Source organism: Burkholderia sp. F1, assembly GCF_050813845.1.
Lineage (GTDB): Bacteria > Pseudomonadota > Gammaproteobacteria > Burkholderiales > Burkholderiaceae > Burkholderia > Burkholderia ubonensis.
The window spans coordinates 3312580-3336417 of the sequence record NZ_CP172421.1; the positions used below are offsets into that span (position 1 = coordinate 3312580).

25 protein-coding genes are annotated in these 23838 nt (G+C 68.7%); 10 read left to right on the top strand and 15 right to left on the bottom strand.

Annotated elements, in window-relative coordinates; translation table 11 throughout:
• The first annotated feature begins 143 nt into the window (after window positions 1–143).
• Window positions 144–1418 carry an EAL domain-containing protein gene (locus ACFIMZ_RS15605; protein WP_431820288.1) on the top strand — a complete coding sequence of 425 codons (1275 nt, stop codon included), beginning with the start codon at window positions 144–146 and terminating at the stop codon, window positions 1416–1418.
• 37 nt (window positions 1419–1455) lie between these two features.
• On the opposite strand, the gene ACFIMZ_RS15610 is transcribed toward ACFIMZ_RS15605, so the two are convergent.
• From ACFIMZ_RS15610 to ACFIMZ_RS15620, 3 genes are all read right to left on the bottom strand, one after another.
• A complete protein-coding gene (locus ACFIMZ_RS15610) occupies window positions 1456–2061 on the bottom strand; it encodes a class I SAM-dependent methyltransferase (RefSeq protein WP_431820289.1) in 606 nt (201 codons plus the stop codon).
• A gap of 95 nt (window positions 2062–2156) precedes the next feature.
• Entirely contained in the window at window positions 2157–3164 is a 1008-nt protein-coding gene (locus tag ACFIMZ_RS15615; protein ID WP_431822512.1) for a 2-dehydropantoate 2-reductase, read from the bottom strand.
• A 7-nt stretch (window positions 3165–3171) separates the two neighbouring features.
• Window positions 3172–3699, bottom strand: coding sequence for a DUF962 domain-containing protein (locus tag ACFIMZ_RS15620; protein ID WP_431820290.1), 528 nt, complete (start codon window positions 3697–3699; stop codon window positions 3172–3174).
• A gap of 82 nt (window positions 3700–3781) precedes the next feature.
• Between ACFIMZ_RS15620 and ACFIMZ_RS15625 the strand changes: the two genes are divergently transcribed.
• On the top strand, window positions 3782–4525 hold the full coding sequence (locus tag ACFIMZ_RS15625) for a Crp/Fnr family transcriptional regulator (RefSeq protein WP_431820291.1): 744 nt from the start codon (window positions 3782–3784) through the stop codon (window positions 4523–4525).
• 24 nt (window positions 4526–4549) lie between these two features.
• Here ACFIMZ_RS15625 and ACFIMZ_RS15630 read toward each other — a convergent pair whose 3' ends face one another.
• The 5 genes from ACFIMZ_RS15630 to xseA form a co-directional block, all read right to left on the bottom strand.
• On the bottom strand, window positions 4550–5884 hold the full coding sequence (locus ACFIMZ_RS15630) for an MFS transporter (RefSeq protein WP_431820292.1): 1335 nt from the start codon (window positions 5882–5884) through the stop codon (window positions 4550–4552).
• A 17-nt stretch (window positions 5885–5901) separates the two neighbouring features.
• On the bottom strand, window positions 5902–7212 hold the full coding sequence (locus ACFIMZ_RS15635) for an MFS transporter (RefSeq protein ID WP_431820293.1): 1311 nt from the start codon (window positions 7210–7212) through the stop codon (window positions 5902–5904).
• A 175-nt stretch (window positions 7213–7387) separates the two neighbouring features.
• Window positions 7388–8239, bottom strand: a complete 852-nt coding sequence (locus tag ACFIMZ_RS15640; protein ID WP_431820294.1) for a hypothetical protein — start codon at window positions 8237–8239, stop codon at window positions 7388–7390.
• Between the two features lie 311 nt (window positions 8240–8550).
• Window positions 8551–9129: a superoxide dismutase [Fe] gene (gene sodB / locus ACFIMZ_RS15645; RefSeq protein ID WP_017333980.1), complete on the bottom strand. Its 579-nt coding sequence runs from the start codon at window positions 9127–9129 to the stop codon at window positions 8551–8553.
• Window positions 9130–9297: 168 nt separating this feature from the next.
• The gene (gene xseA, locus ACFIMZ_RS15650; protein WP_431820295.1) at window positions 9298–10680 is read right to left on the bottom strand and encodes an exodeoxyribonuclease VII large subunit; all 1383 of its coding nucleotides are present in this window, start codon (window positions 10678–10680) and stop codon (window positions 9298–9300) included.
• 449 nt (window positions 10681–11129) lie between these two features.
• Between xseA and lpxK the strand changes: the two genes are divergently transcribed.
• From lpxK to ACFIMZ_RS15675, 5 genes are all read left to right on the top strand, one after another.
• A complete protein-coding gene (gene lpxK, locus ACFIMZ_RS15655) occupies window positions 11130–12158 on the top strand; it encodes a tetraacyldisaccharide 4'-kinase (protein ID WP_431820296.1) in 1029 nt (342 codons plus the stop codon).
• Entirely contained in the window at window positions 12139–12333 is a 195-nt protein-coding gene (locus ACFIMZ_RS15660) for a Trm112 family protein (RefSeq protein WP_010090898.1), read from the top strand. Before lpxK ends, ACFIMZ_RS15660 begins: the two co-directional genes overlap by 20 nt.
• Window positions 12334–12444: 111 nt before the next feature.
• Window positions 12445–13236: a 3-deoxy-manno-octulosonate cytidylyltransferase gene (gene kdsB, locus ACFIMZ_RS15665; protein ID WP_373374491.1), complete on the top strand. Its 792-nt coding sequence runs from the start codon at window positions 12445–12447 to the stop codon at window positions 13234–13236.
• A gap of 208 nt (window positions 13237–13444) precedes the next feature.
• Window positions 13445–14107: an adenylate kinase gene (gene adk / locus ACFIMZ_RS15670; RefSeq protein ID WP_431820297.1), complete on the top strand. Its 663-nt coding sequence runs from the start codon at window positions 13445–13447 to the stop codon at window positions 14105–14107.
• A 186-nt stretch (window positions 14108–14293) separates the two neighbouring features.
• Window positions 14294–15052 carry a 3-hydroxyacyl-CoA dehydrogenase gene (locus ACFIMZ_RS15675; RefSeq protein WP_431820298.1) on the top strand — a complete coding sequence of 253 codons (759 nt, stop codon included), beginning with the start codon at window positions 14294–14296 and terminating at the stop codon, window positions 15050–15052.
• Between the two features lie 85 nt (window positions 15053–15137).
• Here ACFIMZ_RS15675 and ACFIMZ_RS15680 read toward each other — a convergent pair whose 3' ends face one another.
• Window positions 15138–15980 carry a SirB1 family protein gene (locus tag ACFIMZ_RS15680; RefSeq protein ID WP_431820299.1) on the bottom strand — a complete coding sequence of 281 codons (843 nt, stop codon included), beginning with the start codon at window positions 15978–15980 and terminating at the stop codon, window positions 15138–15140.
• A gap of 8 nt (window positions 15981–15988) precedes the next feature.
• Window positions 15989–17539: a murein biosynthesis integral membrane protein MurJ gene (gene murJ / locus ACFIMZ_RS15685; RefSeq protein ID WP_431820300.1), complete on the bottom strand. Its 1551-nt coding sequence runs from the start codon at window positions 17537–17539 to the stop codon at window positions 15989–15991.
• A 301-nt stretch (window positions 17540–17840) separates the two neighbouring features.
• On the opposite strand from murJ, the gene rpsT reads away from it, so the two are divergent.
• On the top strand, window positions 17841–18113 hold the full coding sequence (gene rpsT, locus ACFIMZ_RS15690; protein ID WP_006398494.1) for a 30S ribosomal protein S20: 273 nt from the start codon (window positions 17841–17843) through the stop codon (window positions 18111–18113).
• 158 nt (window positions 18114–18271) lie between these two features.
• Here rpsT and ACFIMZ_RS15695 read toward each other — a convergent pair whose 3' ends face one another.
• Window positions 18272–18592, bottom strand: coding sequence for a DUF3579 domain-containing protein (locus ACFIMZ_RS15695; protein WP_431820301.1), 321 nt, complete (start codon window positions 18590–18592; stop codon window positions 18272–18274).
• Window positions 18593–19004: 412 nt separating this feature from the next.
• Here ACFIMZ_RS15695 and argF point away from each other — a divergent pair, with 412 nt between their 5' ends.
• Window positions 19005–19934 (top strand): ornithine carbamoyltransferase, encoded by a 930-nt coding sequence (gene argF / locus ACFIMZ_RS15700; RefSeq protein ID WP_010090891.1) that lies wholly within the window; start codon window positions 19005–19007, stop codon window positions 19932–19934.
• A gap of 61 nt (window positions 19935–19995) precedes the next feature.
• Here argF and ACFIMZ_RS15705 read toward each other — a convergent pair whose 3' ends face one another.
• The 4 genes from ACFIMZ_RS15705 to murB form a co-directional block, all read right to left on the bottom strand.
• Window positions 19996–20457 carry an SRPBCC family protein gene (locus ACFIMZ_RS15705; protein WP_431820302.1) on the bottom strand — a complete coding sequence of 154 codons (462 nt, stop codon included), beginning with the start codon at window positions 20455–20457 and terminating at the stop codon, window positions 19996–19998.
• Window positions 20458–20470: 13 nt separating this feature from the next.
• A complete protein-coding gene (locus tag ACFIMZ_RS15710; RefSeq protein ID WP_431820303.1) occupies window positions 20471–21553 on the bottom strand; it encodes an SRPBCC domain-containing protein in 1083 nt (360 codons plus the stop codon).
• The gene (locus ACFIMZ_RS15715; protein ID WP_431822513.1) at window positions 21550–21915 is read right to left on the bottom strand and encodes an ArsR/SmtB family transcription factor; all 366 of its coding nucleotides are present in this window, start codon (window positions 21913–21915) and stop codon (window positions 21550–21552) included. The genes ACFIMZ_RS15710 and ACFIMZ_RS15715 overlap by 4 nt, the downstream gene beginning before the upstream one ends.
• Window positions 21916–22148: 233 nt before the next feature.
• Window positions 22149–23192: a UDP-N-acetylmuramate dehydrogenase gene (gene murB, locus ACFIMZ_RS15720; protein ID WP_431820304.1), complete on the bottom strand. Its 1044-nt coding sequence runs from the start codon at window positions 23190–23192 to the stop codon at window positions 22149–22151.
• Between the two features lie 152 nt (window positions 23193–23344).
• Between murB and ACFIMZ_RS15725 the strand changes: the two genes are divergently transcribed.
• Window positions 23345–23830 carry a YajQ family cyclic di-GMP-binding protein gene (locus ACFIMZ_RS15725; RefSeq protein ID WP_084905131.1) on the top strand — a complete coding sequence of 162 codons (486 nt, stop codon included), beginning with the start codon at window positions 23345–23347 and terminating at the stop codon, window positions 23828–23830.
• The last annotated feature ends 8 nt before the right edge of the window (window positions 23831–23838 follow it).

The following is a 23838-nucleotide window of genomic DNA, read 5'->3' on the forward strand; positions in this document are numbered from 1 at the left end:
GCACCGGCATGCGGCGCACCACAACGGTGCAACCGGCACGCCTGATGCCCGCGTCAGCGGGCCGCACCGGCCGAGCGATTGCGCACGCTTCTTGCTCGCCTATTCTGTAGGTAAACTGGCAGCCTTCCCCGGCCGACATCATGATGAGCATGATCGACATCGATCCCCCCGGCTTTCAGCCGCCCCGCCCCGTCGCCGGCGACGACGGCAACCGGCGCACCGTGCTGTACGGCGGCTATACCGTCTTCAGCGTGTTCCAGCCGGTGTTTTCCGTGTCGCACCGGCGCGCGATCGGCTATCACGCGTCGCTGCGCGCGCACGACGAGGAAAGCCGCCAGGTCGCGTCGCACGAGGTCTTCACGCAGGCCGCGCGGCGCGGCGACCTGCTCGAGCTCGGCCGGCTCGCCGAATCGCTGCATCTCGGCAACTTCCATGCGTTCGACAGCCACGACGAATGGCTCTTCCTGAGCCTGCATCCCGCGGCGCTGATGGACACCGTCTACGGCGACGCGCTGCTCGCGAACCTGAAGGCGCTCGGCCTGCCGCCGCACCGCGTGGTGCTCGAGGTGCCCGAGCAGGCGGGCGGCGAGACGCCGCGCTATGCGGCGATCGTCGACGGCCTGCGCAAGGCCGGCTTCCTGATCGCGCTCGGCGGCTTCGGCGCGAAGCATTCGAACATCGACCGCGTCTGGCACCTGCACCCCGACATCGTCACGCTCGACCGCGGCATCCTCGCGCAGGCGAGCGAGCATTCGCATCTCGAACGGGTGCTGCCGGGGCTCGTGTCGCTGCTGCACGAATCCGGCCAGCTCGTGCTGATGGGCGGCCTCGCGACCGAGCGCGACGCGCTGATCGCGCTCGAATGCGACGTCGATTTCGTGCAGGGCCAGTACTTCGCGGGCCCGAGCGTCGAGCCGGTGCAGCCGCAGGCCGCGGCGGGCTGCATGGATACGCTGTCGGCCGCGCTGCGCCTGCGCGTCGCGGAACGCGAGCGCATGCAGGCGGCGCGGCTCGCGCCGTACGTCGCCGCGCTCGAGGAGGCCGGCACGAAGCTCGGCGCGGGCGACACGCTCATCGACGCGGCCGCCACGGTGCTCGGCCTGCCCGAGACCGCGCGCTGCTTCCTGCTCGACGCGTCCGGGCGGCAGATCGGCGACAACGTGCTCGCGCGCGGCAGCGTGTCGCAACGCGCGAAGCGCTTCCGCCCGCTGCTGCACTCCGAAGGCGCGAGCTGGGAGCGCCGCCCGTACTTCATCCACGCGATGCGCACGCCGGGCCGCGTGCACCTGACGCCGCCCTATCTGTCGATCAACGAAGCGCACCTGTGCGTGACCGCGTCGATCGCCGCGCCCGTCGCCGGCGGGATGCAGGTGCTCTGCGTCGACATCAACTGGGAAGCGGCCGCGCACCGCAACTGACGCCCCGGACCCCGCTGGCGCGTCACCCGAGCCTGCGTCAGGCCGCCCCGTCCGTCCTGCGGACGATCAGCCGGTGCACGCGCTTGCCCGACGACGCGCTGACGACTTCATGCTCGTCGAGCACCTGCACGCCGCCGCCGAGCGCGGCGCGCATCCGGGCGCCGTCGAGCGCCGTGTACAGGCGCCCGTGCTCGTCGCGCAGCGACCCGCTGCCTGCAACCCGCCAGCTCATGTAGAGCGTGCCGCCCGGCGCGAGCAGCTCGACGAGCCGTGTGGCGGCGGCGGCCGCCTCGACATGATCCAGGTGCATCACCACGGTCTCGCACAGCACGTTGCGGAACGCGCCGGACGGCACGCCGGGCAGCGCCGGCAGCGCCGCCTGCTCGAAGCGCAGGCCGGGATGGCGGCGGCGCGCCTCGTCGAGCAGCGCCGCGCTCGCGTCGTAGCCGCGCACGTCGAAGCCGCGGGATTCAAGCCAGGCCGTATCGCGTCCCGCCCCGCAGCCGACGTCCGCCGTCGGTCCCGGCGAGAAATGCTGTTCGAGGAGCGCATACATGTCGTCGGGCGGCCCCTCGTCGAGCCAGAGCTGCGCATAGTCGGCGGCGTAGGCGTCGTACGCGTCGAGTGTCGGGCGATCCACCATGGCGATTGCGCTCCGCAAAGGCGTCACATGACGCCAATCCCATCTTAGTCGTTGCACGACGCGACACCGGCACGCAATCGTTCGGCGTCCGGCGCTCACTCCGCCAGCGCGGCCCACAACGCGTCGCCGCGCCACGCGGGCCGCCGGGCGGCCGCCTCCGCGGCGTGCACGAGCGCGCACAGCCGCGCGTTCACGGGCGCCGACGCACCGAAGCCATCGGCCAGCCGCACCACCTCGCCGTTGATCCACTCGACTTCGGTCGGCCGGTGCGCGGCCAGGTCGTCGGACATCGACGAGCGCGCGAGCGGATCGATCGCGAGCATCCGCGCGCCGAGCACGCGGAACAGCGGATCGGGCGCGTCGAGCACCGCCGGAATCCACGCGGCCGGCAACGGCGTGACGCGCGCCGGCCGGATCCCGGCCCGGGCGAGCCAGCGCAGCGCCTCGCGCTGCGCAAGCGCGACGCAGCGGCGATACGCGCGTTGCGCGAGCTCGTCGCGCAGCGGCAGGTTCGCGAGCGCGTTGACCGCGTTGTTCAGGTTGAACAGCAGCTTCGCCCACTGCACGGCGGGCATGTCGCGCCGCAGCGCAAGCGGCAGCCCCGCACGCGCGAACGCGTCGGCAAACGGCTGCAGCCCCGGCGACGCGTCGACCGCGAGCTGGCCCGCCGAACCCTGGTGAAACGCGCCCGGCCCGCGTTCGATCACGTTGAACGGCACCATGCCGGCGAGCACCGTGGCCTGCGGCAACGCCGCGCGCAACGTGCCGACGTTGCGCACGCCGTTCTGGAAGCTGATCACGCGCGCGCCCGGCCGCAGCACGCCGGCGAGCTGCGCGGCGACCTCCGGCGTCGCCGCCGACTTCACCGTGACGAGCACGAGCGCCGCGTCGGCCGCAGCTGCAATGTCCGTGTCGAACGCGACGTCCTCCGGCGCGCGCTGCGCGCGATACCCGCGATGATCCGACAGCGTCAGCCCGTGGTTCCGGATCGCGTCGCCGATCCGCGCGCGGCCGATCAGCGTGACGGGCTGCCCTGCCGCCGCGAGCCGGCCGCCGAGATAGCAGCCGACCGCGCCCGCGCCGACCACGCAGATGCGCGCCATCGTCCGTTCAGACATGCGCGTCGTGCGCGCCGCCGTGCACGGGCCCGGCCCGCTCCTCGACCGCGCGCCGCACATCGCCGCGCAGCCCCGCGAAGAACGCAACCTCGGCGACGACGAACAGCGGCCCGACCATCAGCCCGACGAGATCGTCGACGAACGCGGGCTTGCGCCCCTCGAACCAGTGCCCGACGAACTGCACGATCCAGCCGACGACGAACGCGCCGATCCCGATGCCGAGCCATTGCGCGGTCGGCAGCGCGGCGAGCGTCTGCCCGGCCCACAGGCCGAACGCGAACAGCACCGTCATCACGGCGCCGAAGCGCAGGTCGACGCGCAGGTAGAACACGACGAACGCGATCGTGAGCAGCAGCGCCGGCGACAGCGCGACGCCCGCCGGCGCGCCGAACGCGGGCCGCGACAGCAGCACCTCGACCGCGAACACGATGATCGGGATGCCGACCAGATGCGTCGCGATGTTGCGCGCGTCGCGGTGATAGGCCGCGTACTGGGAAAGATGGTCTTCGAGGGTCTTCATGGCGTCTCCTTGTCGTTCGATGCGCGCTATGATGCCCGTCACGCCCGAGAACCACTGTCGGCTACCCGACATCGCGCCGCCCATGCCCGAGTCCTTCGACCCCGAGTCCTTCGACCCCGAGCCTTTCGACCCCAAGTCTGTCGGCCGATACCTGCCGCAACTCGACGCGCACCCGTGGTTCGCCGCGCTGCCGCAAGCACTGCGCGCGGAGTTGCTCGCGCGCGCCGCGCTGCGCCGCCTGCCGGCCGGCCACGCGCTGTTCCGCCGCGGCGACCCGCCGTGCGGGCTGTACGCGGTGCTGGGCGGTTCCCTCACGATAGGCGCGGTCGATCCGCAGGGCAAGGAGGCGCTGCTGACGGTCGCCGAGCCGGTCACGTGGTTCGGCGAGATCGCGCTGTTCGACGGCCGGCCGCGCACGCACGACGCGATCGCGCTCGACGACACGCTGCTGCTGCACGTGCCGCAGGCGGCGCTGCTTGCGATCCTCGACGCGACGCCGCAATACTGGCGGCAATTCGCGCTGCTGATGGCGCAGAAGCTGCGGCTCAGCTTCCTGACCGTCGAGTCGATGAGCGTGATGCCGGCCGCGCAGCGGCTCGCCGCGCGCCTGCTGATGATCGCCGACGGCTACGGCGGGATCAGCGCCGGCCGCACGCGCATCCGGCTGTCGCAGGAAAAGCTCGCGGCGATGCTGTCGCTGACGCGTCAGACCACGAATCAGCTGCTGAGATCGCTGGAGACGGACGGCGTGGTGCGGCTGCACGTCGGCGAGATCGAACTCGTCGACGTCGACGCGCTGCGGCGCGCAAGCGGGCTGCAGGGCTGAGAAGCCTGCGGCGCGCCGCGGCCGTCACGACCGCTCCCCGCGCCACGCGGCGCCGTCGCCGCGCGACGCATCCTCACGCCGGCCTACCCTCGTCAACAGCGCCGCGCCGACGCAACCGAACAGCGCGAGCGTCAGCATGCCGGCCTGCGGATGCCCGGCGACGCGCTCCGCGACGCTCTTCAGGTTCGGCGCGACGAAGCCGCCGAGATTGCCGACCGAATTGATGAACGCGATCCCGCCCGCCGCGGCCGCGCCGCCCAGGTAGCCGGTCGGCAGGGTCCAGAACAGCGGCTGCACCGCGACGAACCCGGTCGCGGCCACGCAGAACGCAACCAGCACGACCGGCAGCGACGCGCCGAGCGCCGACGCGGCGATTCCCGCCGCCGCGAGCGCCAGCATCGCGGCCGCCCACGCGCGGTGCCGGCCCGAGCGGTCCGCGCGCCGCGTGACGACGAACGTGCCGGCGATCGCCGCGCACCACGGGATCGCAGTCAGGAAGCCCACCGCCGTGCCGACGTGGCCGCCCGTCAGCCCGGCGATGCGCGTCGGCAGGTAGAACACGACGCCGTACACGCTGACCTGGATCGCGAAATAGATCGCGCTGAAGAACAGCACGCGCGTGTCGCGCAGCGCCGCCGCCACCGACGCCGGGCCGTGCGCGCGCTTGTGCGCGTCCTCGTCGCCGAGCGTCGCCACGAGCGCCGCGCGCTCGTCGGCCGATAGCCAGCGCGCGTCGGCCGGCCGGTCCGTCAGGTAGAAGAACGCGATCACGCCGACCACGGATGCCGCGAGCCCCTCGAGCGCGAACATGCCCTGCCACGGATGCAGGCCGAACGGCATCGGCAGGTCGAGCAGCCAGCCGGACACCGGGCTGCCGAGCACGAGCGCGAGCGGCAGCCCGAAGTAGAACAGGCCCATCGCCTGCGCGCGGATCCGTGCCGGAAACCAGTTCGACAGGAACAGGATGATGCCGGGAAAAAACCCCGCTTCCGCGATGCCGAGCAGCACGCGCAGCAGGTAGAAGCTCGCCGCGTCGTGCACGAACGCCGTGCATGCGGACACGATGCCCCAGGTGAGCATGATGCGGCTCATCCACGCGCGCGCGCCGAAGCGGTGCATCAGCAGGTTGCTCGGGACTTCGAACAATGCGTAGCCGACGAAGAAGATGCCGGCGCCGAACGCGAACGCCGCATCGCTCAGGCCGGTGTCGGCCTGCAGCACGTTCTTCGCGAACCCGACATTCGCGCGATCGACGAACGCGAGCACGTACATCAGCACGAGGAACGGCAGCAGGCGCGCACGGGCCTTGCGGGTGGCGGCATCCAATGCGAACGATGCGTTGACGGTTGGCAGGTTCATCGAAGTCGTCTCCCCGTTCAGCGTCCGGACGGTCCGGCCAGTTCGAAAGCCGCGTCGTCCGCGTGCGCACGCGCATCGTCGCGCAGCGGCAGGTCGGGCCGCATGAAGAAGGTCATCACGATGCCGAACACGAGCAGCGCGATCGAGCCGGCAAACGGCAGCGTCCAGCTGCCGGTGCGGTCGACGACGAAGCCGAACACGATCGGCGTGAAGATGCCCGCAACCGCCGAGCCCGCGTTCACGAGGCCGCTCGCGACGCCGACGTGCCGCGACGTGATGTCCATCGGCACCGCCCAGATCGGCCCGATCGTCATCTCGAGGAAGAAGAACGACAGGCTCATCGATGCAGCCGTCACGGTCAGCGACTTCGCGAACATCACCGGCGCGAGGAACACGAGCGCGCCGGCGAACGCGACGATGATCACGTTGCGGCGCGCGGCGACGACGTTGCCGGTGCGCTTCAGCACGCGATCGCTGAGCGCGCCGCCCACCGTGTTGCCGACGACGCCCGACAGGAACACGCCGGCCGAGAACAGCGCGGATTGCTTCAGGTCGAGGCCGCGGCCGTGCATGAAGAAGGTCGGTAGCCACGTGAAGAACAGCCAGCCGGTCCAGCCGTAGCAGAAGTACACGACCATCGTCGGCGCGATGCGGGCGAGCAGCCGCCGCCACGGCGTGCGTGCATGCGCCTGCGAGTCGGCCGAAGCGCGTGCAGGCGGCAGGTCGGCCGCTTCGTCGGCGCACATGTGGCGGTGCCGGCGCGGATCGTCGGCGAAGTACCACGCGTAGACGATCACCCACACGGCGGTCAGCGCGCCCGCCGCGACGAACGATGCGCGCCACGACGCGATCGCGACGACGAACGCGACGAGCGGCGGCGTCACCGCGTTGCCGAGCCGCGAGAATGAATGCGTGAGCCCTTGCACGAAGCCGCGCCGGCCGGCGGGGAACCAGTTGGCCAGCGCGCGGGCCTGCGCGGGCAGCGCCGCGCCCTCGCCGATGCCGAGCAGCATGCGCGCGCAGAACAGCGACACGAGGCCGCCGGCGAGCCCGGTGGCGACGGTCGCGACGATCCAGATCGTCGCGCAGGCGATCAGCGTGCGCTTCGCGCCGTAGCGGTCGCTCGCCCAGCCGCCGAGCACCTGGCAGATCGCATACGTGTACGCGAATGCCGCGAACACGAGGCCGACGCCGGTATTGGACAGATGCAGGTCGTCGCGGATCACGCCGGCGGACGCCGACAGGTTCACGCGATCGAGGTACATGATGAACGACATCGCGCACATCAGCGCGAGGACCGACCGACTGACGCGGGGGCGTTGAAACATGGTGTCTCCTCCAGGAGCGGTGCGCGGCCCCGTGGCCGGGGTCTCGGTGCGCGCCGTCATTCGTGTCACGAATTGCTGGAGAACGAGTGTCGGAGCCGGGCCGTCGAGCGTCTATTGAATTTATGGCATCGACTGATTGCCTCCGGTTATAAGGCCCGGCCGGAAATGAGACGGATCAGAGCCGTTCGAGCACTTCGAGGAAGAGCAGCAAGGCGATGAGGACGCCGATCCATCTCAGCGTCAACCTGAGGTTGAGGAGCCTGAGTCCCAGCGAGTTCACGGCATCCGCGACGAGCTTCGCCGTTGCGTCACCGTCGTGACCATGGCCCGCCGCCGGGCCGCGCAATGCGGTCGTCGCAAAGTCGATCCGCAGGTGGGTCACATAGCCGGTCGCGATACTCGGCCATTCGATCGCGTCGTCGCTTTCGCCGGGCCGGAGAAACAGGCGGGGCTGGCGTGCCGGGTCAGCCGCCGCACTTTCCGCCAGATACAGGTGCCGCATGGTCAGCCCCAGCTCCACCGCGCCAAGCTGGCCATCCGCGATGGCCTTCGCGAGCACCTGCAGGCAGGCGTTGGGAATATGGCACGCGAGCCACCACTGATCGGGCTCGTCGGTGCCGTCGTCGGCACGATTGAAGCCGAGCCGGGCACTGCCGAGCACCACGTCGGACAACGCATGGCCCAGCTCGTCTTCCAGCGCACGCAGGCCCAGCCGGTCCGCCGTGCTGACGTCGCGCGCCTCGAAGGACACCTGCAGCGTGCGCGTCGTGTGTCGATCGTCGCCGATGATCGACAGCTCCTGCCCGTCGAGACAGGCCACGCCGTGCAGCGACATGGCAAGCGTCGGCTGCTTGTCCGCGCCCAGCGGCTCCGCGAGTTGCTGCACCACCTGAAGCTGCCCCAGCTTCAACCACATGGTCATGGCGGGGTAATACGTGCGTTTCTCGTTGTCGAGCCCGACATGTTCGAGAGCGTGGTCCTTCCGCTCGACGAAATTCAACGCAAGCCTTCTTTCCAGAAAAACCATGACACGCCCCCGCCGTTGCCGATTGCGTCATGCCGATCGCCGTTGCAGGAAAGACGACGCGCGTGTCGTTCGTCAGACCGCATGGTCGAAGCGTCTGCAGTTTCGCACTTACCCACAGTAGGCGACTACGCGGCGTTCTACCGATCCGAAACTACCCTCATATGTTACGAATCGCATACAAGGCGCCCGTTTCGTTCCCGAACGTGCTTCAAGGCCGATCGCCGAAAAGCAAAAAGCCCTCGTCCGGTGAACGAGGGCTTTTTGCGGGATGCCGCGCGCCCGGTGCGGGGCGCGGCAAAGGTGTCGGTGACTTACGCAAAGTTCTTCGCGGCGAAGTCCCAGTTCACGATGTTCCAGAATGCTTCGACGAACTTCGGACGCGCGTTGCGGTAGTCGATGTAGTACGCGTGCTCCCACACGTCGATCGTCAGCAGCGCCTTGTCGGCCGTCGTCAGCGGCGTTGCCGCGTTGCTCGTCGACACGATGTCGAGCGAACCGTCAGCCTTCTTCACGAGCCATGCCCAGCCCGAGCCGAACGTGCCGACTGCCGCCTTCGTGAAGGCTTCCTTGAACGCGTCGTACGAACCCCACTTCGCATTGATCGCGTCGCCCAGCGCGCCCGTCGGAGCGCCGCCGCCGTTCGGCGACAGGCTGTTCCAGAAGAACGTGTGGTTCCAGATTTGCGCGGCGTTGTTGAAGATGCCGCCCGACGACTTCTTCACGATCTCTTCCAGCGACAGGTTTTCGAATTCCGTGCCGGGGATCAGGTTGTTCAGGTTCGTCACATAAGCCTGGTGATGCTTGCCGTAGTGGTACTGAATCGTCTCTTGCGAGATGGTCGGCGCGAGCGCGTCTTCAGCGTACGGGAGCGGCGGGAGCGTATGAGCCATGGCGATTCCTTCGTTGAGTATGTAGGGAGGCTGTGTTGAATGCTGCCGAGCGTCCGATTGTAGGCGAGGACGAATAACCCCGCAAACACGCGGGCCATTTATCCGCGGTATGCGGAAAAGCGGCGTTCGCGCAGCATCCGGCGGGATGCCCCGATCGCCGCCGTTCGTTCAGAACGTATCCGACAGCCGCGGCTGGACGTCGGCGAGCGACACGTCCGCCGAGCCTTCGGCGAGATGCACGGTCAGCCGCCGTTGCGGCTTCAGCGCGCTCGGCGCGCGCACCGCGCGGCCCGTCTGCGTATCGATGAGCGCCGCGTAGCCGCGCTCGAGCGTGCGTTGCGGGCTCAGCACCTCGAGCCGCGCCGCACAGGCTGCCACGCGCGCCGTGTCGCGTTCGTGGCGGCGCTGCAGCGCGACCGAAAGACGTTGCTCCAGCCCGGCGAGCGCGTGACGCGCCTGCGTCACGTCGGGCCGCGCGCGCTGCCAGCGCAATTGCGCAAGCGCGAAGCGGGCGCGCGCGTCGCGCACCGGCCGCGCCGCCGCGGACGCGAGGCGCACCGCGAGCTGCCCGATATGCGTGCGCTGCCGCTGCAGCCGTTCAGCCGGGCTGACGAGCCGGCGCGCGAGCCAGTCGAGCTGCTGCGCGCGCTGTTCGAGCACGCGGCGCATCCCGCGCGCGAGCGCGCCTTGCCGGTCGCTCACCTCGCGCAGCAGCAGCGCGCGCTGCGGGCTCGCCAGTTCGGCCGCGCCGGTCGGCGTCGGCGCTCGCACGTCGGCGGCGAAATCGGCGATCGTGAAATCGGTTTCGTGCCCGACGCCGCTGACGACGGGCAGCGCGCTCGCCGCGATTGCGCGCGCGAGCGCCTCGTCGTTGAACGACCACAGATCCTCGATCGAGCCGCCGCCGCGGCACACGAGCAGCACGTCGACCTCGCGCCGCGCATTGGCGGTCTCGACCGCCGCGACGAGCTTCTCAGCCGCGCCCGCGCCCTGCACGGGCGCCGGATAGACGATCACCGGCACGTGCGGCGCGCGGCGCGCGAGCGTGGTCAGCACGTCGCGCAGCGCGGCAGCCTGCAGCGACGTGACGATGCCGATCGCACGCGGATGCGCGGGCAGCGGCCGCTTGCGCTCGGGCGCGAACAGGCCCTCCGCCTCGAGCTGCGCCTTGAGCCGCAGGAACGCCTCGTACAGACGCCCCTGCCCGGTGCGTCGCACGGCCTCGACATTGAGCTGCACCTCGCCGCGCGGCTCGTACATCGTGACGACCGCGCGCACCTCGATCCGGTCGCCTTCGCGCGGCGTGAACTCCGCGTATTGCGCGCGGCCGCGGAACATCACGCAGCGCATCTGCGCCTGCTGGTCCTTGATCGAGAAATACCAGTGGCCGCTCGCGGCGCGCGTGAAATTCGATACTTCGCCCGCGACCCACAGCAGCGGAAACGAGCGCTCGAGCATCGTCGAAATCGCACGGTTGAGGGCCGAGACGGGGATCACTTCATCGCCGCCGCGCGTCGCGCCCGGCGCGGTAAATGAGGAGTCGGAAAGCATGGACGATCGGTTGAATGCTGGCGGCGACACGATAGTCCGACATCCGCCCGGCGTCCAGCGGCGCCGCGTGCATTGCACAACGCGAAAAGTGTCCACACCCGGGCAATCGACTGCAAAAAACCCCGCAAAACTCCCCAAAACCCCTGACAATTTGTGGCAACACATTGATTCTTATAAAGTTTTAATGCATCCGGAATGATTCTCATCCGATTCGAGGTCCACCGGACGGGCATGTGCGGCGATCGCCTGCCGGGTTCTTCACAGAGTTATCCACAGGTCCGCGCGATCCGGCCCCGCCTGCGTCGTGGCGGCGCGGTGCTTGCCGGGCCGGCGCGCCGCGCGCTAGAGTGCCGCCTTCCGCAGAACCCGCGGCTTGCGCCGCCATCCGGAGGATTCGCCTTGACGACCCCGTCCCACGCCACGCGGCGCCACATGCCGCGCGCTGACCGATGAGCACGCCCGGCGGCCCGCTCGCCCGGCTCGAGACGCGCCTCACGCGCGAATGGCAGCGCCGCGGCGCGCTCGTGTGGGCGCTCACGCCGTTCGCCTGCGTGTTCGGGCTGTGCGCGGCGCTGCGCCGCGCGGCCTACGCGCAAGGCTGGAAGAAGCCGGTCGACGTCGGCGTGCCGGTCGTCGTGGTCGGCAACGTGACCGTCGGCGGCACCGGCAAGACGCCGACCGTGATCGCGCTCGTCGATGCGCTGCGCGCCGCGGGCTTCACGCCGGGCGTCGTGTCGCGCGGCTACGGCGCGGACGTGCGCACGCCGACCGCGGTGACGCCGGGCGCGCGCGCGAGCGAGGCCGGCGACGAGCCGCTGCTGATCGCCCGCCGCACCGGCGCGCCCGTCTGGGTCTGCCCCGATCGCGTGGCGGCCGCGCAGGCGCTGCGCGCCGCGCATCCGGACGTCGACGTGATCGTCAGCGACGACGGCCTGCAGCACTACCGCCTCGCGCGCACGGTCGAGCTCGTCGTGTTCGACCACCGGCTAGGCGGCAACGGCTTCCTGCTGCCGGCCGGGCCGCTGCGCGAGCCGCTGTCGCGGCGCCGCGACGCGACCCTCGTCAACGATCCGTACAGCGGCGCGCTGCCGCCGTGGCCCGACACCTACGCGCTCGCGCTCGCGCCCGGCGCCGCGTGGCATCTCGACCAGCCGGCGCTGCGCCGCCCGCTGTCGCAGTTCGCCGGCGAGCGCGTGCTCGCGGCGGCCGGCATCGGCGCGCCCGAACGCTTCTTCGCGACGCTGCGCGCGGCCGGCCTCGCGCCCGCGACCCGCGCGCTGCCCGATCACTACGCGTTCGCGCACAATCCGTTCGACGACGATCAGGTCGACACGATCCTGATCACCGAGAAGGATGCAGTAAAATTGGGCGCTTCCTGGCGCGACGCTCGAATCTGGGTCGTCCCTGTCGAAGCCGCGCTCGATCCTCGCCTCATTGCCCTCGTTGTGGAGAAACTCCGTGGACGCTCGCCTGCTTGAAATTCTTGTGTGCCCTATCTGCAAAGGCCCGCTCCACTATGACCGCGCCGCGCAGGAGCTGATCTGCAACGCGGACAAGCTCGCCTATCCGATCCGCGACGGCATTCCCGTGATGCTGGTCGACGAGGCGCGCCAGACCGTCGAAGGCACGCCGGTCGACCCGGCCGGCCGCTGAACCCGGCCGCTGAACCCGGCCGCTCATTCCGGCCCCGGCGCATCCCTGCCGCCCCGCGGGCGCCGCGCACGCGCCGCCCGCCGCTTCCGTCACCCGCTTCCGTTCCGTCCGATGACCCACCCGCAGCCCTTCATCGCCGTCATTCCCGCCCGGCTCGCGTCGACCCGGCTTCCGAACAAGCCGCTCGCCGACCTCGGCGGCAAGCCGATGGTCGTGCGCGTCGCCGAACGGGCGCGCGAAGCGGGCGCGCAGCAGGTGCTCGTCGCGTCCGACGCGCAGAGCGTGCTCGACGCCGCGCGCGAGCACGGCTTCGAAGCGGTGCTCACGCGCGCCGACCATCCGTCCGGCACCGACCGCCTCGCCGAAGTCGCGGCCGCGTTCGGATGGAGCGACGACACGGTCGTCGTCAACGTGCAGGGCGACGAGCCGCTGATCGATCCGGCGCTGGTCCGCGACGTAGCGTCGCACCTGGCCGCGCATCCGGCCTGCGCGATCGCGACCGCCGCGCACCCGATCCACGCGGCGGCCGACGTGTTCAACCCGAACATCGTGAAGGTCGCGCTCGACGCACAAAGCGTCGCGCTCTACTTCTCGCGCGCGCCGATCCCGTGGAGCCGCGATGCGTACCAGCCGCACTGGCCCGACGTCGCGGCGATGCCGGCGCCGGCGTTTCCGGTGTACCGGCACATCGGCCTCTACGCGTACCGCGCGCGTTTCCTGCGCACGTATCCGTCGCTCGCGCAGGCGCCGATCGAGCAGGCAGAACAGCTCGAACAGCTGCGCGCGATGTGGCATGGCGAGCGGATCGCCGTGATGATCACCGCGCACGCGCCCGAAGCCGGCATCGATACGCCGGCCGATCTCGAACGCGTGCAGGCCCTTTTTCGGCCGGATTCAAAATAACCCGTGGCATAATCGGACGGTTGTGCGAGCCGTCCGTGACCTGCGCGTCCTCGCTTGACCCCGCCCGCGGCCCTGCCGGCAGCCGCGCGTCGCCGAGCCGACGCGCCGCGTCAGACCGGTCCCGCCGCGCGCCAGGCAAGCCCCGCGCACGCTGTCGCCGACGCCTTTGAGCCTCGCCATACGAATCTACATACTTGGAGATATCACCATGCGTTTGATCCTGTTGGGCGCGCCCGGCGCGGGAAAGGGCACCCAGGCAAACTTCATCAAGGAAAAATTCGGCATCCCGCAGATCTCGACGGGCGACATGCTGCGCGCGGCCGTGAAGGCCGGCACCCCGCTCGGCATCGAAGCGAAGCGCTTCATGGATGAAGGCAAGCTCGTGACGGACGATCTGATCATCGGCCTCGTGAAGGAGCGCCTGAAGGAAGCGGACTGCGCGAACGGCTACCTGTTCGACGGTTTCCCGCGCACGATCGCGCAGGCCGACGCGATGAAGGAAGCCGGCGTCGCGATCGACTACGTGCTGGAAATCGACGTGCCGTTCTCGGAAATCGTCGAGCGCATGAGCGGGCGCCGCACGCACCCGGCGTCGGGCCGCACCTATCACGTCAAGTTCAACCCGCCGAAGGTCGAAGGGATCGACGACGTCACCGGCGAGCCGCTGATCCAGCGCGACGACGACAAGGAAGAGACGGTCAAGAAGCGTCTCGAAGTATACGAAGCGCAGACCAAGCCGCTCATCACCTACTACGGCGACTGGGCGACGCGCGGCGAGGAGAACGGCCTGAAGGCGCCGCAGTACCGGAAGATCTCCGGTCTCGGCACCGTCGACGAGATCCGCGACCGTGCGTTCGACGCGCTGAAGTAAGCACCGCGTCCCGCATCGCGAAGCCGCCTGACCCAGGCGGCTTTTTTTTCGCGCCGGCATGACCCGCACGATCGTTCGCTTTTATCCGGTCGACGGCGGCGCCCCGTACAATCGGCCGGATCGATCGTATCCGGCCGCCCGCAAGCACACGGGCCGGCCGGCGCTTACACCAGCAAGGAGACAGCCATGGAGATTCGCGGGAACGTCTTTCTGATCACGGGCGGCGCATCGGGCCTCGGCGCGGGCACCGCCCGGATGCTCGCGCACGAAGGCGGCAAGGTCGTGCTCGCCGACCTCAACCAGGACGCGGGCGAGGCGCTCGCGCAGGAACTGGGCGGCGTGTTCGTTCGGTGCGACGTGTCGCGCGAGGAAGACGCGCAGGCCGCGGTCGACGCCGCGACGCGCGCCGGCACGCTGCGCGGCCTCGTGAACTGCGCGGGCATCGCCCCCGCCGCGAAGACCGTCGGCAAGGACGGCGCGCACCCGCTCGACGTGTTCGCGAAGACGATCAACGTGAACCTCGTCGGCACGTTCAACATGATCCGCCTCGCCGCCGTCGCGATGTCGGCGAACGAGCCGAACGCGCTCGGCGAGCGCGGCGTGATCGTCAGCACCGCGTCGGTCGCCGCGTTCGACGGCCAGATCGGCCAGGCCGCGTATGCGGCGTCGAAGGCGGGCGTCGCCGGCATGACGCTGCCGATCGCGCGCGACCTGTCGCGCAACGCGATCCGCGTGATGACGATCGCGCCCGGCCTCTTCGAGACGCCGATGCTGCTCGGCATGCCGAAGGAGGTGCAGGATGCGCTCGGCGCGATGGTGCCGTTCCCGCCGCGGCTCGGCAAGCCGGCCGAATACGCGATGCTGGTCCGGCAGATCGTCGAGAATCCGATGCTCAACGGCGAGGTGATCCGCCTCGACGGCGCGATCCGGATGCAGCCGAAATAACGCGACACGCGGCCCACGCGCCAGAAAAAACGCCCGCCGCGCGCAATGCGCGTGGCGGGCGTTTCGCATCCGGCGCGGCGCGCGCTCAGTCTTCGTCGCCGCGCTGCATCCGCTGCCGCAGCTCGGTCAGCTGCGACTCGACGACGGTCGCGTCGTCGGCGTCGGGCCGCTCGTCGAGATAATGCTCGAGATCTTCGAGCGCCGGCCGCAGGTAGTCGAGGCGCGCATACGCGAAGCCGCGGTCGCGCACTTCGTCGGGCTGCCCCGGCAGCAGGATCACGAGCCGCTGCTGCACCGCGAGCAGCCGCTGCCAGCGTTCCGTCTGCAGATAGATCGTCTTCAGGTTGCGCAGCATCCGCGCGATGATCTCGCGGCTCGTCGCCGGCTGCAGCAGCGCGCGCAACGCGCTGTCGACCGCGCCCGCCGCGCGCGCGACGTACGGCTCCAGCATCTCGACCATCTCGGCCTCCGACAGCGAATGGCCGTTGGTCGGATCGATGATCAGGTCGCCGTCCGACAGCGTCACGCGCAGCAGGAAGTGACCCGGGAACGACACGCCCCGCGCCGGCACGCCGAGCTGCTCCGCGAGTTCGAGGTACAGCACCGACAGCGAGATCGGGATGCCGCGCCGCCGCTTCAGCACGATGTTCAGGTGGCTGTTGTCAGGGTCGTAGTAGTCGTTGTGATTGCACGCGAAGCCCAGTTCGCCGAAGAAGAACGCGTTCAGCGCAACGATGCGGTCCTTCAGGCCCGCGTCGTCGGGCAGCCGCCGACGCAGGCGCGCCGCGAGCGCGTCGAGCTCGGCAAGCGTGCCCTGCAGGTCGAGGTCGGGGTACGCGTCCTGCGCGAGCGACAGCGCCGCCTCGGTGACGGGCAGACTTTCGTCCTCCGCCACGAGCGTGCTGAAGTAATCGAGGACGCGGGTCATTGCGGTCGTCACTTGGCGCGCCTTCTGAAGTATGCGTATTTGAAGCCCATCACCCACAACATACCGAAATATAGTGCAGCGAACAGCACGAGGCACGCGGCCATCAGCGCGATGCGCTCGAGCGGCTGCGCGCGCAGCCCTGTCCAGTCGAAGCTGATCGCGAACCAGTGCATCGTGCCCGCGAGCACGAGCGACGCGCCGACGAGCTGCGCGAAGAAGCGCAGCCATCCCGCCGACGGCTGGTAGATGCCGCGCCGCCGCAGGCCGATGAACAGCAGCAGCGAGTTCAGGCACGCGCCGACGCCGATGCTCAGCGTAAGGCCCGCGTGGCCGATCAGCGGCACGAACACGTAGTTCGACAACTGCGTGACCACCAGCACGCCGACCGCGATCTTCACCGGCGTCTTGATGTCCTGCTTCGCGTAGAAGCCCGGCGCGAGGATCTTGATCAGGATGATGCCGACGAGACCGATCCCGTAGGTCGCGAGCGCGCGTGAGACCATCGTCACGGTGAACGCGTCGAACTTGCCGTAGTTGAACAGCGTCGCGGTGAGCGGCGCCGCGAAGAAGAACAGCGCGAGCGCGCTCGGCGCGGCGAGCAGGAACGTGACGCGCAGCCCCCAGTCGAGCAGCGCCGAATACTCGGTCGCGTCCGCGTCGACGTGCGCCTTCGACAGGCTCGGCAGCAGGATCGTGCCGAGCGCGACGCCGAGCAGCGCGGTCGGGAACTCCATCAGGCGGTCCGCATAGTTGATCCACGACACCGCGCCCTGCCCGAGCCGCGACGCGATGTTGGTGTTGATGATGAGGGACAGCTGCGCGACCGACACCGCGAAGGTGGCCGGCACCATCTTCGCGAGCACGCGCTTCACGCCGCGATGCCGCAGCGCGCGCAGCGGGTTGAGGCCGACCAGCGGCACCATGTCGATCTTCTTCAGGCCGGGCAGCTGGACCAGGAACTGCAGCACGCCGCCGGCGATGACCGCCCACGCGAGCGCGTAGACCGGCACCTTCAGGTGCGGCGCGACAAACACCGCCGCGACGATGAACGCGACGTTGAGCAGCACCGGCGCGAACGCGGGCAGCGAGAAGCTCTTGTACGTGTTCAGCACGCCGGACGCGAGCGTCGTCAGCGAGATGAACACGATGTACGGGAACATGATGCGCGTCATCGTGACGGCAAGCGGGAACGCCTGCCCGTCGGTGCGCAGCCCGGACGCGACCGCGTACACGACCCACGATGCGCCGACGATGCCGGCCACCGACAGCACGGCGAGCGCCCACGCGAGCACGGTGGACATCGCGTCGACGAGCGCCTTCGTCGCATCGTGCCCCTGCTGGTTCTTGAACTCGGCAAGAATCGGCACGAACGCCTGCGAGAACGCGCCTTCCGCGGACAGGCGGCGCAGCAGGTTCGGGATGCGGAACGCGACGTAGAACGCGTCGGTATATTGACTGGCGCCGAACGCACGGGCGATCAGCGTCTCACGGGCCAGTCCGGTCACGCGCGACAGCAGCGTGAAGCCGCTGACCGTCAGCAGGGCTCGGAATAGATTCATGGGGCGCTTATTATACGGACGTTGCGCGGCCCGGCGACGGCGCAGGCCGAAAAGGACGTCCGTTGCGCCCCTGCCCCGCGACAACCAACGCCAAACTTGCCACGCGCTTGATTTTGTTGCTATAATCGCCGGTTTCTGAGCCTGTTACATGCGCGGCACCTGCCGTTTTCGTGTCTCGGCCTCGGATAAAACCAACGTTTTTTATGCGCCCCTGGGCAATCGCTCTCAGGGGACGGATCGAAAAGCAGCGCTTGGCCGTCAGGCTCCAAGCTCTGGAAACAGGACAGGATAAGGAACCGTCATGGCTAACTCCGCACAAGCACGCAAGCGCGCCCGCCAGGCAGCGAAGGCAAACTCGCACAACTCGGCGCTGCGCTCGAAATTCCGTACCGCGATCAAGGCTGTTCGCAAGGCTGTCGACGCCGGCGACCAGGCAAAGGCTGCCGAGCTGTTCAAGGCTGCCGTGAAGACGATCGACACGATCGCCGACAAGAAGATCGTTCACAAGAACAAGGCCGCTCGCAGCAAGAGCCGCCTCGCCGCAGCCGTCAAGGGCCTGCAGGCAGCAGCGTAATCCGGCGCGCCCGCCTCGCGCGGGCGTTCCTGTTTCCTGCGATCGACAAAAAAGCCCGCATGCGCGGGCTTTTTTGTTGGGTTCGGTGTCCGCCGATGCGCGACGCGCGCGGAGGGACGCACCACCGGCCGGGCGCAGCATGCGCCCGCGCGCGGCACTTACTTCTTCTCGCTGTAGTCAGGCAGCTCGCACGCCTCGGTGACGACGAGGTGGTTGTCCTTCGCGAAGTTCAGCACGAAATCGAAGGCCATCGGCTCGACGTCGCGCAGACGGGAATCGAGAATCACGCATTTCGTGCCTCCCAGCATCGTCGGGCGCACGTACAGCGAATACTTCAGGCGCGCATTCGGACCGCTTGCACCTGGCCCGAAACATGCCATCACGCCAGCGAGGCGCTCCGACCAATCGCTCGGGCGAAACGTTTTCCCATCTTTCGTGATGCCCTGAATGAAGTACTCGGTCGGAGGGGTTTCAGCCATGTTGTTACCCAGGTGACGGCCCGGCGATGCGCAGGCGACGGCCTGGACACGCAAACACGAAGCAGGAAAAAGCCGGGATGCCCGCGCCGCATGCCCGAAGACAGGCCGTCGACACGATCCGCCCGGCACGCCGCACCGGATTTGTGCAGCGCACGGCTTGTGTCCGGCAGAGCGGGGGAATGCTTGCCTGCCGGGCTTGAGAAAACTTTTGAATTATACCGCAGCGCGCCATCGCGCGTCGTTTTGTGCCCCTTCTGCGGCGCCCGGACACGGCGTGCAACCATCGCGCCCCGGTTTTCGGCGCGGCTCGTCAAAGCACAGAAAATCCTTTATGCTGCTTTGAAGTTATCCACATCCGACGGCGGCGCCGTCCGGCCCAGGCGGCCGGGTAGAACCCGCCGCATTTCGTTTCATGACCGCCAAGACCATTCGTCACTACCTGCAGTTCAAGGATTTCTCGCTGGAAGACTACGAGTACGTGCTCGAACGCACGGGAATCCTGAAGCGCAAGTTCAAGAACTACGAGACCTATCACCCGCTGCACGACCGCACGCTCGCGATGATCTTCGAGAAGAGCTCGACGCGCACGCGCCTGTCGTTCGAGGCCGGCATCTTCCAGCTCGGCGGCCATGCCGTCTTCATGAGCACCCGCGACACGCAGCTCGGCCGCGGCGAGCCGGTCGAGGATTCCGCGCAGGTGATCTCGCGAATGGTCGACATCATCATGATCCGCACGTTCGAGCAGGAGATCATCCAGCGCTTCGCCGAAAATTCGCGCGTGCCGGTGATCAACGGCCTGACCAACGAATTCCATCCGTGCCAGGTGCTCGCCGATATCTTCACGTACTACGAGCACCGCGGGCCGATCGCCGGCAAGACGGTCGCGTGGGTCGGCGACGCGAACAACATGCTGTACACGTGGATCCAGGCCGCGCAGATCCTCGGCTTCAAGCTGCGCCTGTCGACGCCGCCGGGCTACACGCTCGACATGAAGCTGGTTGCGCCGGAAAGCGCGCCGTTCTACGAAGTCTTCGACGATCCGAACGAAGCCTGCAAGGGCGCCGATCTCGTGACGACCGACGTGTGGACGAGCATGGGCTTCGAGGCCGAGAACGAGGCGCGCAAGCAGGCGTTCGCCGACTGGTGCGTCGACGAGGAAATGATGGGGCACGCGAACCCCGACGCCCTCTTCATGCACTGCCTGCCCGCGCACCGCGGCGAGGAAGTGACGGCCGGCGTGATCGACGGCCCGCAGAGCGTGGTCTGGGACGAGGCGGAGAACCGCCTGCACGTGCAGAAAGCGCTGATGGAATTCCTGTTGCTCGGCCAGCTCAAGCACTGACGCGCGCGGCAGTGCCGCAACGGAAAAGCGAGAAAAGCGCCGGTCGCCCGCCCGGCGCTTTTTATTTGCCTGCCGCCGGCGCGTACGTGCGCCGCAGGTAATCGCGCAGACGCTCCATCGCGCGAACGGTCTGCGTCGGAAGCGACCGGCGGATCATCGGCGAGAACAGCCGCGCGAACCACGTCTTCGGCGCGATGTCGACCGTGTGCGTCAGCCGCGCGCCGCCTTCGCGGGCCTCGATGCGGAAGTCGACGTTCACGCGCATCGTCCGGTCTTCGTAGACGCAAGCCAGCCGCTCTCCCGGCTTGCGAACGATGATGCGTCCGTCCATCACGCCGGACCGGCCGCCGTCGCGGTACGCATAGCGCAATGCCTGCCCCTCGGCATTGGGGCCCGGCACCGACTTCTCGATACCGGTGCAACGCTCGAGCCACTGCGGCGTGACGGAAAAATCGTCGAGTGTCGCAAACACCTCGTCAGGCGTTTGCGGCACGACGATCGTATGCGCGAAATGCACGCTCATGCCGATCCCCCCATCAGCCCGGTGCCGGCTGCGTCGCGGCGAAGCTTGGCCGCTCGCGCATCACCGCCTGCGCACGCGTGACGTTCGGGTACTTCCGCAGCAATTCCGCCCCTTCGGGGAACATGCCGACGTAAGCCAGGATCGGCGCCAGAAACAGATCCGCCATCGACGGCACGCCGCCGACCAGGTAATCGCGACCGCCGTACGCCGCGTCGAACACCTGCAGATGCTGGTCGATTTCAGGCAGCGCCGCGTCGATCACCGCGCGATCGGGCTGACCGTTCTCGCCCTTCGGGAAGACGTACTGCAGCACATAGCGGCGCACCATCGCGTCGTACGCGTGGCAGTTGATCAGGCTGATCCACTGCTCGCCGCGTGCGTGCGCGGTCACGCCCCATTGCGGCAGCAGGCTCGGGCCGTCGAACGCTTCGTCGATATAGCCGAGGATCGCCCGGGTTTCGTAGAACTCGATCGGACCGTCGCTGAATGCCGGGATGCGTCCGAACGGGTTGTGCGCGAGCACTTCCGGCGAATGCGGCGGCAGCGATTCGAGCGTGTACGCAACGCCCTTCTCCGCGAGCGCCATCCGCACCGTGCGGACATACGTGCTGCGCGGATCGCCGAACACGCTCACCGTTCCCGCGCTGCCCTCCGGGTCCAGCAGGTCGCTGAGCCGGTTGAACACCGATTGCCACCCGCCCATGTGCGAATCGCGCTCCTGCGCGCTCGGAAAGCCGCTGTGAAGCATGTGCAGATGCGTGCCGCCGTCCTGGTCGGTGAACGTGACCTCGATCAGCGTCTTCAGGTCGGCCGGCATCGACCCGGCCTCCCACGCCCATGTGTACGCCAGAAAGTCGACGCGATCGACCTTCTGGTATTCGCCGCCCGCGATGTGCCGCGAACCGTCGCGCCCGCCCATCACGATGCGGTACTTGCCGCCGACCCGCGCGTCGGCGCTCGCTTCGATCACGCTCATCCCGCGCGGACAATGCCAGGACGCCAGCGCGGTTTCGTTCGTGAACGCATCGAAGACACGCTCGCGCGGCGCGCGGATGAACCGGCTCAGTTCGAGATGAAACGTTGCTGCCTGACTCATGACTTCTCCCGCCGAGGTGGAGCGGCATCGCCGGCCGTGCACGATTGTTCGACGAACGCCGTCAGTCGATCGAGGCTCTCTTCCCAATATTGCCGATAGGCTTCGAGCCACCCGTATGCATCGCGCATCCCGTCCGCGCGCAACCGGCAGATTCGCCAGCGCGCATTGACTTCCCTCTCGATCAGCCCCGCCTCCGACAGCACGCGAAGATGCTTCGAAATCGCCGGCGCCGACATGTCGAAGGGCCGGGCGAGCTCGCCGACCGGCGCCGCGCCGTCGGCCAGCCGGAGCAGGATCGCCCGCCGGGTCGGATCGGCCAGCGCAGCGAAGACCACGGAGAGAGGATCAGATGTCGATCGCATGATCTCATTTAACTTTATGGTTAAGTGTAAATCAAGGGGATTGCGTTGATCGATGGTCAAGCATTGTCAAGCGAAAGGGGGCGCATCACCGGCCGGCAGCCTTCGCGTCGTGCGGCGGAGCGGCCCGCCGGGCAAGCCGGCGAATCATCGGGGGTCGGAAAATCGACGCTTCAGGGTGCCGGATCACGACGAATCGGGGGTTGCCGAAACGCCGCGTCGACGCCGGGCCCCGCTTACAGGCACACCGGCTCCGCCTCCAGCTCGACGCCGAATTGCGCGCACACGTCGTGCTGAATCGCCCGCGCCAGCGCGAGCACCTCGGCGCCCGTCGCGCCGCCGCGATTGACGAGCACGAGCGCCTGCCGGTCGTGCACGGCCGCCGCGCCGAGCGCGCGCCCCTTCCAGCCGCAGCGGTCGATCAGCCAGCCGGCCGCGAGCTTCACCTGCCCGTCCGGCTGCGGATACGACACGATATCGGGCGCCTGCGCGCGCAGCGCGTCGAACTGCGCCGCGCCGATCACCGGATTCTTGAAGAAGCTGCCCGCATTGCCGAGCGCGAGCGGATCGGGCAGCTTCGCGCGACGGATCGCGACCACCGCGTCGAACACGTCGCGCGCCGTCGCCGCGTCCGGCGCGACGCCGCGCGCGTCGAGTTCGCGCGACACGTCCGCGTAGCCGAGCCGCGGCGTCCAGCGCTTCGGCAGCCGGAACGTCACCGACACGATCGCGAAGCGAGCGCGGCCTTCCCGCTTGAAGAAGCTGTCGCGATAGCCGAACGCACAGCGCGCGGCGTCGAAGCGCTCGCTGCGGCCGGTCGCGAGCTCGACGGCGACGAGCGAATCGAAATACGTCTTCATCTCGAGCCCGTACGCGCCGATGTTCTGGATCGGCGCGGCGCCCACCGTGCCGGGAATCAGCGCCAGGTTCTCGAGGCCGGCCATGCCCTGCTCGAGGGTCCACGCGACGAACCCGTGCCAGTTCTCGCCGCCGCCCGCCTCGACGACCCACGCGTCGTCGTCCTCGCGCACGACGCGGCGGCCGGCGATCTCGTCCAGCAGCACGAGGCCGTCGAAGTCGCGCGTGAACACGACGTTGCTGCCGCCGCCCAGCACCAGCAGCGGCAGGTTCGCGACGCGCGCGTCGCGATGCAGCGCCGCGAACTGGGCGGCGTGCGTCACGCGCGCGGCCAGCCGCGCGGTCACGTCGAACCCGAACGTGTTGTGCGCGGCGAGCGGATGGTCGGGAAGCAGCGACAGGGTGGAATCGGCTGGAAGCATCGGCAATCGCGGTCGGACGGCCCGGACTTGCCCGGACGGCGAGCGGCCGGCCTTGGGCAAACGAAGGGGCATCGGTAGAATGGCAAACAGTCCGCAATTATAGCGAGTGCCCGCGCGCAAGCCGGGCCCGCGCGTTTTACAGGGAGAATGCCATGCCATCGTTCGACGTCGTTAGCGAAGCGAACATGATCGAAGTGAAGAACGCCATCGAGCAGTCGAACAAGGAAATTTCGACGCGCTTCGATTTCAAGGGCTCCGACGCACGCGTCGAGCAGAAGGAACGCGAGCTGACGCTGTTCGCCGACGACGATTTCAAGCTCGGCCAGGTCAAGGACGTGCTGATCGGCAAGCTGGCCAAGCGCAACGTCGACGTGCGCTTCCTCGACTACGGCAAGATCGAGAAGATCGGCGGCGACAAGGTCAAGCAGATCGTGACGGTCAAGAAAGGCGTGACGGGCGATCTCGCGAAGAAGATCGTGCGGCTCGTCAAGGACAGCAAGATCAAGGTGCAGGCAAGCATCCAGGGCGACGCGGTGCGCGTGTCGGGCACGAAGCGCGACGACCTGCAGAGCGTGATCGCGATGCTGCGCAAGGACGTGACCGACACCCCGCTCGACTTCAACAACTTCCGCGACTGACCGGTCGC